This is a genomic window from Leifsonia sp., from assembly GCF_051955155.1.
Classification (GTDB): domain Bacteria; phylum Actinomycetota; class Actinomycetes; order Actinomycetales; family Microbacteriaceae; genus Leifsonia.
Genome location: NZ_JBQCGZ010000123.1, coordinates 1 through 12,783, shown reverse-complemented (window position 1 = coordinate 12,783; position 12,783 = coordinate 1). Strand labels below are relative to the sequence as shown.

Sequence of the window (12,783 nt, the reverse complement as noted above, 5' to 3'; positions counted from 1 at the left end):
GACCGTTGGGTGGGACGGAACCAGTGTCCAAAGCTGCGGCTCGGGCTGTCTTGACGCGCACGGCATGGCCGTTGACGATCCGGGAACGCCGCGCGCGCGGGCGTTCCGCGCGGGTGCGCCTCCGTGCCAGCCTCGCAGGTGACCCCAGCACTCGACGAGGAGGACACCCATGGACGTCATCGTGATCGGCGCCGGCTCCGCCGGCAGCGTCGTGGCCAGGAGGCTCGCGGATGCGGGCCACGCGGTGACCGTGCTGGAGGCCGGGGGAGAGGACACCAACCCGGCCATCCACGACCCGTCGCGGATGGGCGAGCTCTGGCACAGCCCGGAGGACTGGGACTACGTCACCGTGCCGCAGCCGAGCGCGGCGGGGCGCCGCCTGCACCTGCCGCGCGGCAAGGTGCTCGGCGGCTCGCACGCCCTGAACGCGATGATCTGGGTGCGCTGCGCGCCCGCCGACTACGACGGCTGGGCGGCGCGCGGCAACGCCGGCTGGGCGTGGGACGACCTGCGGCCGCTGTTCGAGCAGGCGGAGGCGCTGCTCTCGGTGACGGACGACTATCCGCTCGACCCCATCCAGGAGTCCATCGTCGAGGCGGCCGTGGAGGAGGGGCTGGAGCGCAACCCCGACTACAACGGCGACCACCTCGACGGGGTCTCCCAGCAGCAGGTGACCCTGCGCGACGGCCGGCGCTGGAACACCTACATGGCCTACCTGAAGCCGGTGCGCGACCGGGTGGACGTGCGGACGGGATGCTGGGTGCACCGGCTGCTGATCGAGGGCGCCGAGGCGCGCGTCGTCGGCGTCGAGTTCGAGCAGGACGGCGAGGTGCGGCGGCTGCACGCGGACGAGGTGGTGCTGTGCGCGGGCGCGCTCGACTCGCCGCGCATCCTGCTGCGCAGCGGCATAGGCCCGGCGGACGAGCTGCGCGCGCTCGGCATCGAGCCGGTCGCCGACCTGCCCGGCGTCGGCCGGAACCTGCACGACCACCTGCTGTCTCCGGTGATCTTCGGAACGGAGCGCCCGGTCGGGCCGCCGCGAGAGGGGGTGTCGGTGACCCAGTCGCATCTGTTCTGGAAGAGCGACCAGGACCTCCCGGTGCCGGACACCCAGCCCATCCACTTCTCCGTGCCGATGTACCAGGACGGCATGACCGGGCCGGCGGACGGGTTCTCGCTGATGGCGGGGATCGTCACGCCGAAGGCGCGCGGGAGCGTCCGGCTCTCCGGACCCGGCCCGCACGACCCGCTGCTGATCGATCTGGACGCGCTCGGCCACCCGGACGATGTCGCCTCGCTCGTCGCGTCGGTGCGGCAGTGCCGCAGCATCGGCGCCCGGCCGGCGCTCGCCGCGTGGGGCGCGACCGAGATCCACCCCGGTCCCGAGGTGGGCGACGACGCGCTGGAGGACTACGTGCGGCGCACCGCGATCACGTACCACCACCAGGTCGGCACCTGCGCGATGGGGATCGGGGAGGACGCGGTGGTCTCGCCGACGCTGCGCGTGCACGGCGTCGCGGGCGTCCGGGTGGCGGACGCGTCGGTGATGCCGACGGTGACCACAGGCAACACCAATGCGCCGAGCGTCGTCATCGGCGAGCAGGCCGCGCGCTTCCTCCTCGCCGGCGCCTGACACGGCGACCCCTCTCGCCGGCGCGCCCTGCCATCCGTTCCGGAGTTCCTCACGCGACACGCCGGTGCCGGGCGTGAACAACTCCGGAAGCGATGGCGAGGGGCGGGGCGCTAGCGTTGTGGGGTGCCCGAGCGTCTCCACCGCGTCGCCGTCCTCGTGCTGGAGGGCGCGAAGCCGCTCGACGTCGGCATCCCGGCGCAGGTGTTCACGACGCGCGCGAGCATGCCGTACGAGGTGCGCGTCTGCGGTGCGGCCCCCGGGCTCGTGACCGGAGGCGACGGGCTGTCGTACCACGTGGCGTCCGGGCTCGAAGCGCTGGAGTGGGCCGACATCGTCTTCCTGCCCGGCTACCGGCATCCCGACCGCGAGGACCCGCCCGCGGAGGTCGTCGCCGCGCTGCTGGCCGCGCACGACCGCGGCGCGCGGCTCGCCGCGATCTCCACCGGCGCGTTCGCGCTCGCGGCGACCGGCCTGCTCGACGGCAAGCGGGCGACGACGCACTGGCACTACACGCGCGCGCTGGCCGCCAAGCACCCGCTGATCCGCGTCGACGAGAACGTGCTGTTCGTGGACGAGGGGGACGTGCTCACCTCCGCAGGCGCGGCGAGCGGGATCGACCTGTGCCTGCACATCCTGCGCGGCGACCTCGGCATCGCCGCCGCCAACCACGCCGCCCGGCGGCTGGTCGCGGCGCCGTACCGCAGCGGCGGGCAGGCGCAGTACGTTCCGCGCAGCGTCCCGGAGCCGCTCGGCGAGCGCTTCGCCGAGGTGCGGGAGTGGGCGCTGCACCGGCTGGGCGAACCGCTGACCCTGGAGGTGCTGGCCAGGCGCGCCGCGGTGTCGCCGCGCACCTTCTCCCGCCGGTTCGTGGAGGACACCGGCTACACCCCGATGCAGTGGGTCATGCGCGCCAGGATCGACCTCGCCCGCGAACTGCTGGAGCGCTCCGAGCGCAGCGTCGAGCAGATCGCCGCGGATGCGGGGCTCGGAACCGGCGCGAACCTGCGCCTGCACTTCCAGCGCATCCTCGGCACGACGCCCAGCGAGTACCGGAGGACGTTCGCGGGCGACGCGGAGTGACCGGCACCCGCGTGGCGGGATGCTTTCGAACCGTGTCGTTCCTGCCGCTGTCGTGCCGCGGCGCCGGGCGCGAGCCTGGACGGGAGAAGGAAGAAAGGAACCTCCACTCCCATGACCCGCATCGCCATCAACGGATTCGGCCGCATCGGACGCAACGTGCTCCGCGCCCTGCTGGAGCGCGACACCGCGCTCGAGGTCGTCGCCGTGAACGACCTCACCGAGCCGGCCGCCCTGGCCAAGCTGCTCGCCTTCGACTCCACCGCCGGCCGTCTCGGCCGCCCGGTCTCGGCCGAGGGCGACGAGCTCGTCGTCGACGGCCACCGCATCAAGGTCCTCGCCGAGCGCGAGCCCGCGCAGCTGCCGTGGGCCGAGCTCGGCGTCGAGATCGTGCTCGAGTCGACCGGCCGGTTCACCTCCGCGACCGCCGCGCGCGCACACATCGAGGCCGGCGCGAAGAAGGTGCTCGTGAGCGCACCCGCCGACGGCGCCGACGTGACGCTCGCCTACGGCGTGAACACGGACGCCTACGACCCCGCCGTGCACACCATCGTCTCCAACGCCTCCTGCACCACCAACGCCCTCGCGCCGCTCGCGGACGTGCTGGACGAACTGGCGGGCATCGAGCACGGCTTCATGACGACGGTGCACGCGTACACCCAGGAGCAGAACCTGCAGGACGGCCCGCACCGCGACCCGCGCCGCGCCCGCGCCGCCGCCGTCAACATCGTGCCGACCACGACCGGTGCCGCCAAAGCGATCGGCCTGGTGCTGCCGAACCTGGACGGCAAGCTCTCCGGCGACTCCATCCGCGTCCCGGTCCCGGTCGGCTCGATCGTGGAGCTGAACACCACCGTGTCCCGCGACGTGACACGCGACGAGGTGCTCGCCGCGTACCGCGCGGCGGCGGAGGGCCGCCTGGCGGGCGTCCTGGAGTACTCGGAGGACGCGCTGGTGTCCTCCGACATCACCGGGAACCCGGCCAGCTCCATCTTCGACTCGGCGCTCACCCGCGTCGACGGCCGCCACATCAAGGTGGTCGCCTGGTACGACAACGAGTGGGGCTTCTCCAACCGCGTCGTCGACACCCTCGCCCTCCTCGCCGAGTAACCCGCGAGTACGCAGAAAATCGCACCAGAACCGCCGAGTACGCAGACGATCTGCGTACTCGGCGGGTGCTATGCGGAGGGGGTGCGGGAGCGGGAGGAGGCGCCGAAGGCGACGAGGGCCGCGAGCGTGCTGGCGCAGGCGATGGTGACGGCCATCGCGAGCGCGGAGGCGCCGCCGAGCGCGGCGAGCGGGCCGACGATCGGGCCGACGGTGAACGTGACCGTCCCGAGCAGCGCGGCCGCGGTGCCCGCGCGGGCGGCGTGCGCGCCGAGCGCGAGCGTGGTGCCGTTGGGACCGCCGACGCCCGACGCGAACAGGAACAGCGGCAGCGCGCAGAGGATGCCCGGGAGTCCCCAGCCGAGCAGCACGGAGGCCAGCAGGAGCGCCGCCGCGAGGCAGGACGCCAGCTGCCCGGTCAGATACATCCGCGCGGGCCCGAGCCGCCGCACGAGCACCCGGCTGAGCTGCGCGCCGAGCAGGTTCGCCAGCGCGTTGACCGCGAAGAACAGACTGAACGCCTGCGGGCTCAGCCCGAACTGGTCCTGCAGCACGAAGCTCGACATCGACAGGTAGGCGAAGAACGCTGCCCCGCCGGCCGCCGCGGCGATCACCACGAGCACGAACAGCGGATCGCGCGCGAGCAAGCGCAGGTGGGCGCCGAGGGTGCGCATCCCGCCGCGGTGCCGGGCCGGCGGCGGCAGCGTCTCGCGGAGCCCGGTGAAGGCGAGCACGAACAGGGCGGCCCCGACGCCGGTGAGCACGGCGAAGATCCCGCGCCAGTCCAGCACCAGCGCGAGCGCGCCGCCCGCGACCGGCGCGAGGATCGGCGCGGACGCGCTGACCAGGGCGAGCAGGCTGAGCATCCGGGACAAATCGGCGCCGCTGTACATGTCGCGCGCGACCGCCATCGTGATCACCAGCCCGGCGGACCCGGCGAGCCCCTGCAGCAGGCGCGCGACGAGCAGCACCTGGATGGTCGGCGCGAGCACGCAGGCCAGAGAGAACAGCGTGAACAGCGCGACGCCGACCAGCAGCGGCCGACGGCGGCCGAACCGGTCGGAGAGCGGACCCGCGACCAGCTGGCCGACGCCGAGCCCCGCCATGCAGACCGCCATCGTCGCCTGGGCAAGCGCGTCGCTGGTGCCGAGCGAGGACGCCAGCTGCGGCAGCTGCGGGAGGTAGAGGTCCATCGACAGCGGACCGAACGCCTCCAGCACGCCGAGCACCAGGATGCTGCGCCGCACGCTCATCAGCGGCGGCGCCGCGACGACGCTCACGACAGCCGGAGCACGCGCCGCAGCCAGCTGTCGCGCGCATCGAGCGCCGCCCGGGAGACGATCGCGTCCGGCGAGAAGCCGGAGAAGCCGTGGTACGCGCCGCTGAAGACGTGCAGCTCGGCCTCGCCCCCCGTCGCCCAGATGCGCGTCGCGTAGTCGACCGCCTCGTCGCGGAACACCTCGGCCGAGCCGACCTCGATGTACGCGGGCGGCAGGCCGGAGAGGTCCCGCGCGCGGGCGGGCGCGGCGTACGGGGAGACCGCGTCGGTGCCGCGCACGGCGCCGAGGATGGCGTCCCAGGCGGTGTCGTTGTTGTTGCGGTCCCACGCGCCGATCCCGTCGTACTGGCGGCTGGACACGGTGTCGTTGCGGTCGTCCAGCATCGGCGTGTTCAGCAGCTGCCCGGCGAGCCGCGGGCCGCCGCGGTCCCGTGCCAGCAGCGCGACGGACGCGGAGAGGCCGCCGCCCGCGCTCGCGCCGGAGACGAGCAGGCGGTCGGGGTCGACGCCGAGCTCGTCCGCGTGCCCGGCGAACCACTCGAGCGCGGCGTAGCAGTCCTCGCCGGAGGCGGTGCCGGGGACGCCGTCGCCCGCGGCCTCCGGGAAGAGCCGGTACTCGACGGCGACGCCGACCGTCCCGTACCGGACCGCGAGGTCGATCAGCTCGCCGGTGCCGAAGAACCGGGTGCCGAGCACCTGGCCGCCGCCGTGGATGCCGAGCACGCCGGGTGCGCGGCCCGGCGCGGCGGCCGGCCCGGCGGTCGGCGGCGCGGTCGGCCGGATCACCGTCACGCTCACCTCGGGCGCGCCTACCGGCCCCGGGATCACCCGGTCCTCCCAGACGACCGGGAGCCCGGCGACCTGCGCCTGGATCGGCGGGATGATCGTCGCGAAGTGCGCCCGGTTCTCCAGGATGGTGTGCGCGCGCAGCGGGATCCGCTCCACGAGGTCGAGGAACGCCGCGAGGCCGGGTTCGAGCTCGCGGTCGTAGGGCACCGGCCGCGGCGTCGCGTCGGTCACGGGTTCAGCCGGAGCACGCGGCGCAGCCAGGAGAACCGGGCGGCCAGCGCAGCGCGCGTGACCTCGCTCGCCGGGGCGTACATGTCGAAGCCGTGGAAGCCGCCGGACCAGACGTGCAGCTCCGCCTCGCCGCCGACCGCCCAGATCCGCGAGGCGTAGGCGATGTCCTCGTCGCGGAACGGCTCGGCCGCCCCGACCTCGATGTAGGCGTGCGGCAGCCGGGAGAGGTCGGTCGCGCGCGAGGGCGCTGCATACGCCGGAGCGTCCGTGCTGTAGGCCAGCTCCTCGCCCAGCACGCACTCCCAGGCCAGCAGGTTGGCCTCGCGCGTCCAGGTGCCCAGGCCCGCGTACTGGTGGCTGGAGACCGTGGAGTTGGTGTTGTCGATCATCGGGCACAGCAGCAGCTGGCCGGCGATGGCGGGGCCGCCGCGGTCGCGGGCGAGCAGCGCGACGGCCGCGGAGAAGCCGCCGCCCGCGCTGCCGCCCATCACGACGATGCGCTCGGGGTCCGCTCCGATCGACGCGGCGTTCTCCGCCAGCCAGACCAGCCCGGCGTAGCAGTCCTCGACGCCGGCGGGGTACGGATTCTCCGGCGCGAGCCGGTACTCGACGTTCACGGCGATCACCCCGAGCTCGGCGACCAGCTCGACGAGCCGGCCGGTCTCCCAGCTGCGGTGCCCGACGATCATCCCGCCGCCGTGGATGTTGTAGAGCACGGGCAGCGCGGGGGCGCTCGCGTCGTGCCCGCGCGGCGTGAGGATGGTGATCTCGAGGTCGGGCGCTCCTGCGGGCCCGGGGATGACGCGGTCCTCCGCGTCGATCGGCAGGTCGCCGATCACGTCGGCCGCGGCCGGGAACGCGGTGGCAGCGCCCGCGCGGCTCTGCGGGAGCGTCTCCCTGCTCAGCGGCGGCTGCGGGTCGGCGGCCAGCGCGTCGATGACGGGCGCGATCTCGGGGTCGAACGGGACGGGGATCATGGCACTCCTTCTGGTCGGCCGGCTCACGGACCGGCGGGGTCGACGACGTCCCGGTCGGCCCAGAACGGGGCGACCGCGGCGCGGATGGTCTCGGCGCCGACGCGCTCGACGAGCGCGACGGCGTCGAGGTTGCTGCGCACCTGCTCCAGCCGGCTGGCGCCGAACAGGGTGGTCGCCGTCGCGGGGTGCGTGAGGCTGAACGCCACCGCGAGCTGGGCGGGCGTGGTGCCGAGGTCGGAGGCGACCGCGGCGAACGCGGGAACGTCGGCGACGATCCGCTCGCGGATGCCGCCGGGGTCGCGGCCGACCTCGCGGCCGGGCTGCACGTTCCCGGCCAGGATGCCGCCCTCCATCACGTCGGAGGCCTGCATCGCGAGGCCGCGCTCCCACAGCCGGGCGAAGGGGGCGCCGTCCGGGATGGACCGCCTGGCCACGCTGTACTTGAGCTGGGCGAGCTGCGGTCCCGGCACGCCCTCGGCCTCCGCGATGTCGAGGAGCGTCTCGATGTTCGCCGCCGACCAGTTGTTGACGCCCCAGGCCCGGATCAGGCCGGCCTCGGTCAGCCCGGCGAGGTCGAGGACGAGGTCGCGCAGCTCCAGGTCGTCGCGGCGCAGGTCGCCGAGGACGACGAGGTCGGCGTAGTCGGAGCCGACGCGGAACAGCGCGTGCTCCAGCTGCGGCCGGAAGCCGCCGTCGCCGTAGCCCTCCAGCCACAGCTTCTCGGAGAGCAGGTAGTCGGAGCGGTCGATGCCCGCCGCGCGGACGATCGCGGAGAACAGCACGTCGGTGAACACCGGCGGCTGCATCCCGCGGAACCCGTACACGCCGACGTCGAACAGGGTGACGCCGTGCTCGATCGCGTAGCCGACCATCTCGACGGCGTCGGCGAAGTCCATCCGGTCGTAGGTGTGCCAGGAGCCGAGGGCGAGGACGCCGGCCTCGATCCCGGAGGAGCCGAGCGGGCGGGTGGGGATGCGGGTGGTCATGTCGTTCCTTCCTGAGCGCGGGGTGCGCTGGCTCAGCCGATGCGCGGGTCGATGACGGCCTTGATCTCGCCGAGGCCGGCCATGCTCGCGATCTTCTCGGACGCCTCGGCCAGCCCGACGGGCGCGCTGAACAGCTCGTCCCAGGGCATCCGCCCGGCGAAGTCGCGGAAGAACTCGATCGCGCGGGCGTAGTCGGCGATGTCGCCGTTGAGCGAGCCGACCACGGTGAGCTCCTTGCCCATGATGGTGCTGAGCGCCACCGGGTCGCCGGCGGGCCCCGTCGAGCCGACGACGACGAACGTGCCGCGCTGCGCGGCCATCGCCAGCGCCTCCGGCCCGACGCTCGGCGCGCCGGCGAAGTCCAGCACGAGGTCCGCGCCGTGCCCCTCGGTGATCTCGAGCACGCGCTGCACGGTCTGCTCGGAGCCGCCGGCGATGTCCACGACCGCGTCCGCGCCGAAGCGCTGCGCCATCGCGAGCCGGTCGGCGGGGGCGCCGACGGTGATCACCGCGCCCGCGCCGGAGAGCCGGGCGACGGCGGTGGCGAAGAGGCCGAGCGCGCCGGAGCCCTGCACGACGACGCGGGAGCCCGGCCGCACGCCGCCGGCGCGGTGGAAGGCGCGCAGCACGGTCTTGGCCGCGCATCCCGCCATCGACGCCCAGGTGTCCGCGACCTCGTCGGGCAGCAGCAGCTTCGCCGCTCCTGGCGTCACGTACGCGTAGTCGGCGAGGCCTGCGGTCGCGTAGGGCGGGACGTCCGAGCGCTGCAGGAAGCCGTAGCCGCGCGCGGAGCAGTGCACGGGCTCGCGCAGCACCGTGCAGCCGTAGCAGGCGCCGCAGGTGGACTCGGACCAGCCGATGCGGTCGCCGGGGGAGAGCGGCCGGCCCAGCGCGTCCGCGGTGCCATCGCCGACGGCGACGATCTCGCCGACCATCTCGTGGCCGAGCACCATCGGCAGCATCCCGGGGAAGGTCATCTTTCCCGCCCAGATCTCGATGTCGGTGCCGCAGAGCGTCGTGCAGGCGATGCGCACGAGCGCAGCGCCCGGCTCGAGCTCGGCGGGGAGCGGGATCTCCTGCAGCTCCAGCGGGCGCCCGTGCTCGGTGAGCACGGCGGCGCGGGTGGAGGCGGGGAGGGTGCTGGGCATCGTCATCGAGACTCCAGATCGTCGGGACGGAACGCGGGTGCGAAAGCGTCTGCGTGGGTTATTCTACATACGTTGACCAAAATAGCGAGGTCGACCGGAGAACAGGAGAACCCGTGCAGACAGCACCCGATCCCAGCGCCGACCTCGTCCTGCGCGGCGGCGTCGTCCACACCCTCGACGCGGACGACGGCACCGCACAGGCGATCGCGGTGCGGCACGGCCGCATCCTGCGGGTCGGCACCGACGCGGAGGTGGAGGCGACCATCGGCCGGCGCACGCGCGTCGTCGACCTCGACGGCCGCGCCGTGCTCCCCGGCATCAACGACTCGCACCTGCACGCGACCTGGCTCGGGGCGATGTGGCCCCGCACCGTGTTCGGCGGCGGTGAGGACGCGCCGGCCGCGCCCGACGACGCCGCGCACGGCGACCCGCACGACACCTCGCACTCCGCCCCGCTGCTGACGACGCACGAGGACCGCAGGGCGGCCATCCTGCGCGCCGGCCGGCTGATCGCCTCGCTCGGCATCACGAGCTACACCGAGCCGGGACTCGGCCCCGGCGAGAACGGCGGCGCGACCGGCTGCTTCGGGCAGGATGTCTTCGACGCCTACGTTGAACTGGAGGCCGAGCGCGCGCTCACCGCCCGTGTGAACGTCCTCGCCCTGTTCGGCGTGCTGGACGGGCCGAGCACGCTGCGGGACGTGGTCGAGGGCGTCCGCGACCTGCGCCGCGAGACCGACCGGCCCACCTGGCTGCGGGTCGCCGGCGTCAAGATCTTCGCCGACGGCATCCCGCCCATGCACCAGGCCTGGACCAGGCACCGCTACCCGGACGGCGCGAGCGGCGGCCTGCTCATCGACGGGACGGACCTCGACGAGCAGACGGCCGCCCTCGCCGGCAGGATCCGCGCGGCCAACCGGCTCGGGCTGCAGGTCGGCGTGCACGCGACCGGCGACCGCACCATCGACACCGTCGTGGATGCGGTGGAGGCGGCGCTGGCCGAGAGCAGGATGGAGCTGCGGCACTACGTCATCCACGGCGACCTCGTGACGCCGGACGCGCTGCGGCGGATGGCGGCGCTCGGGATGGGGCTCAACGTCCAGCCGGGCATCGCGGTGAAGACGGCGCCGTGGCTGGCCGGCGTGCTCGGCGAGGAGGTCGCAGCAGCGGCCTGGCCGCTCGCCGCGGCGCGTGCTGCCCGGGTGGACGTGTCGCTCAGCTCGGATGCGCCGATCCTGGCCCCGGACTGGCGGCAGGGCATCGCGGACGCGGACGCCTGGCTCGGCGCCCCGGCGCCCGGCGGCGAGACCGAGCGGATGCGCGACCTGCTGCGGGCGTACACCACGGTGCCGGCGAAGCAGGACGGCGCGGAGCCGTGGAAGGGCTCGCTCGAGCCGCGCAAGGCGGCGGACCTGTGCGTGCTGCAGGCGGACCCGCTGACACTCAGCCCGGCGGAGCTGCCCGGGGTCGGGGTGGACCTGACGGTGGTCGACGGTGATGTGGTGTTCGAGCGGGTGGGCGTCGCGGTCTGACGGCGCAGCCGTCGAGAAGGGAGGACTTCCGCGCGGCTCGCGCGCGGACGTCCTCCCTTCCCCGCCCCCAGGGCGTCTGGGCCCCGGATGTCCTCCCTTTCGGACGGTCGGCCGATTCAGGCGAGCAGCTGGCCCCCATCGACCGCCAGGCTCACCCCCGTGATGTGCTCGGCGCCGGCGAGGAAGACGACGGCCGGCGCCACATCCTCCACCTCGGCCAGACGCCCGAGCGGGATGCGCGACGCCCACGCCTCGCGCGCGGGCGAGCCCTCCGGCATCCCGGCGCGCAGCATCGGCGTGAGCACCGGGCCGGGGGCGACCGCGTTCACGCGGATGCCGGAGGCGGCGAGCTCGATCGCGGCCCAGCGGGTGAGCGAGTCGACCGCGGCCTTGCTGGACTCGTACGCGCCCATGCCGGGCGTCGGCTGGCTGCCGCCGATGGACGAGATGTTGACGATGGCGCCGCGCACGCCGTCCGCGGTCATCCGGCGGGCGACGGCCTGCGTCATCGTAAAGGTGCCGAGGATATTGACGCGCACGATCAGCTCGTAGTCGGACGGGCTCAGCTCGGTCAGCATCCCGTGCACGGACAGGATGCCGGCGTTGTTGACCAGCACGTCGATGCGGCCGTGGTCGGCGACGACCTGGTCGACGGCGGCGGCCACGGCGGCGGGGTCGGTGATGTCCACGGCGAGGGCGGTCGCGCCGAGCGCGGAGGCGGTGGCCGCCGCGGCGTCGGCGTCGACATCCGCGACGATCACGCGGTCGCCGACCGCGAGGAAGGCCTCGGCGATGGCGCGGCCGATGCCGCCTGCGCCGCCGGTGACCAGGACGACGCGGTCGCCGGGGGCGGTCGGGGAGGCCGGGATGCTGGTGCTGTCGGTCACGGTGGACCCTCTCTGCTCGAACGGCCCGCAGCGTCGCGGGTCCAGTTATATTATACAAGCGTAGAAAAACGCATCCACCGTCGCAAGGAGGCACCGTGTCCGCTGCACCCGTCCCCACCAGAACGCTCGGGCCAGGCGGCCCGGAGGTCCCGGTCTTCGCCCTCGGCTCCTGGAACACCTGGGACCGGATGACCCCGGACGACGCGGTCGCGCTCGTGCACCGGGCCGCGGAGGCGGGCGCCGCGTTCTTCGACGTCGCGCACTACGACATGGGCCCGCACGCCGAGAACGCGCGCACCGACATCCTGTTCGGCGAGGCGGTGCGCGCCGCCGGGCTGCGCCGGGAGGACTACCTGCTCTGCGGAAAGCTGTGGCTCTGGGAGTACCCGGCGCGGTCGTTCGCCGACCAGCTGGCGGTCTCCCTCGACCGGATCGGCGTCGAGAGCGCGGACCTGGTGGTGGTCGGCGATTACCTCGGCGAGGTGGATGTCCCGCGCATCGTGACCGACGTCGCCGCCGAGATCGAGAAGGGCCGCTTCGCGGGCTGGGGCGTCAACAACTGGCTGATCGACGACGTGCGCGCGGCCATCGCCTTCGCGCAGGCGGAGGGGCTGACCCCGCCGACCTTCGCGCAGCTGAAGTACGGGCTGGTGCGGCGGACGATGGCCGAGGGCGAGCCGTACGGCGAGCTGTTCGCCCGCGGCGCGCTGGCACTGCAGGCCTCCGACGTGTTCGAGGGCGGCATCCTCGCCGGCAAGCTGACGCCGGGCCGCAAGATCGGCGCCGACGTCGGCGGCATCCGGGAGGCGATCGTCGCGGCCTATCCCGAGGTGCAGCGGATCGCCGCCTCCCTGGATGCGACGCCGACGCAGCTCGGGCTGGCGTTCGTGCTCTCGCACCCGGCGACCGCGAACGTGCTGTTCGGGGCGAGCCGCCTGGAGCAGTTCGAGGACAACCTCGGCGCGCTCGCCCTCCTCGACCGCGTCGGTCCCGACGCCATCCGCACCCTCACCCGCACCCTCTGGCTCGACTCCCACCTCGCCCCCACCGGCGCCTGGTAACAGCCGAGTACGCAGAAAGTGGGCCCGAGACGGGGGGGGGCGCCCTGACTCTGCGTCCGCGGCCGGGCGGGGGGGG

General features: G+C 74.0%; 11 protein-coding genes. 5 read left to right on the top strand and 6 right to left on the bottom strand.

From position 1 onward, the window contains the following. The first annotated feature begins 169 nt into the window (after positions 1–169). The 3 genes from ACTHMF_RS13180 to gap all read left to right on the top strand — a co-directional run bounded on the left by ACTHMF_RS13180 (position 170) and on the right by gap (position 3,820). On the top strand, positions 170–1,633 hold the full coding sequence (locus tag ACTHMF_RS13180; RefSeq protein WP_440318169.1) for a GMC family oxidoreductase: 1,464 nt from the start codon (positions 170–172) through the stop codon (positions 1,631–1,633). A gap of 123 nt (positions 1,634–1,756) precedes the next feature. Further along, a complete protein-coding gene (locus tag ACTHMF_RS13175; protein ID WP_314147389.1) occupies positions 1,757–2,713 on the top strand; it encodes a GlxA family transcriptional regulator in 957 nt (318 codons plus the stop codon). Between the two features lie 111 nt (positions 2,714–2,824). Beyond that, positions 2,825–3,820 carry a type I glyceraldehyde-3-phosphate dehydrogenase gene (gene gap, locus ACTHMF_RS13170; protein ID WP_440318167.1) on the top strand — a complete coding sequence of 332 codons (996 nt, stop codon included), beginning with the start codon at positions 2,825–2,827 and terminating at the stop codon, positions 3,818–3,820. A 68-nt stretch (positions 3,821–3,888) separates the two neighbouring features. On the opposite strand, the gene ACTHMF_RS13165 is transcribed toward gap, so the two are convergent. From ACTHMF_RS13165 to ACTHMF_RS13145, 5 genes are read right to left on the bottom strand one after another with little or no spacing between them, the layout of a single operon-like run. Then, complete coding sequence (locus ACTHMF_RS13165; protein WP_440318166.1) at positions 3,889–5,097, bottom strand: multidrug effflux MFS transporter; 1,209 nt, start codon at positions 5,095–5,097, stop codon at positions 3,889–3,891. Further along, on the bottom strand, positions 5,094–6,116 hold the full coding sequence (locus ACTHMF_RS13160) for an alpha/beta hydrolase (RefSeq protein WP_440318165.1): 1,023 nt from the start codon (positions 6,114–6,116) through the stop codon (positions 5,094–5,096). Before ACTHMF_RS13160 ends, ACTHMF_RS13165 begins: the two co-directional genes overlap by 4 nt. After that, positions 6,113–7,093 carry an alpha/beta hydrolase gene (locus tag ACTHMF_RS13155; RefSeq protein WP_440318163.1) on the bottom strand — a complete coding sequence of 327 codons (981 nt, stop codon included), beginning with the start codon at positions 7,091–7,093 and terminating at the stop codon, positions 6,113–6,115. Before ACTHMF_RS13155 ends, ACTHMF_RS13160 begins: the two co-directional genes overlap by 4 nt. Before the next feature lie 23 nt (positions 7,094–7,116). Further along, on the bottom strand, positions 7,117–8,079 hold the full coding sequence (locus tag ACTHMF_RS13150) for an aldo/keto reductase (RefSeq protein ID WP_440318161.1): 963 nt from the start codon (positions 8,077–8,079) through the stop codon (positions 7,117–7,119). Between the two features lie 32 nt (positions 8,080–8,111). Then, positions 8,112–9,233, bottom strand: a complete 1,122-nt coding sequence (locus ACTHMF_RS13145) for a zinc-binding dehydrogenase (RefSeq protein ID WP_440318159.1) — start codon at positions 9,231–9,233, stop codon at positions 8,112–8,114. Between the two features lie 107 nt (positions 9,234–9,340). On the opposite strand from ACTHMF_RS13145, the gene ACTHMF_RS13140 reads away from it, so the two are divergent. After that, complete coding sequence (locus ACTHMF_RS13140) at positions 9,341–10,759, top strand: amidohydrolase (protein WP_440318157.1); 1,419 nt, start codon at positions 9,341–9,343, stop codon at positions 10,757–10,759. A 116-nt stretch (positions 10,760–10,875) separates the two neighbouring features. Here the strand turns inward: ACTHMF_RS13140 and ACTHMF_RS13135 are convergent, their stop codons facing one another. Further along, positions 10,876–11,646 (bottom strand): SDR family NAD(P)-dependent oxidoreductase, encoded by a 771-nt coding sequence (locus ACTHMF_RS13135; RefSeq protein WP_440318155.1) that lies wholly within the window; start codon positions 11,644–11,646, stop codon positions 10,876–10,878. 95 nt (positions 11,647–11,741) lie between these two features. Here ACTHMF_RS13135 and ACTHMF_RS13130 point away from each other — a divergent pair, with 95 nt between their 5' ends. Next, complete coding sequence (locus tag ACTHMF_RS13130; protein WP_440318153.1) at positions 11,742–12,707, top strand: aldo/keto reductase; 966 nt, start codon at positions 11,742–11,744, stop codon at positions 12,705–12,707. Positions 12,708–12,783 lie beyond the last annotated feature (76 nt).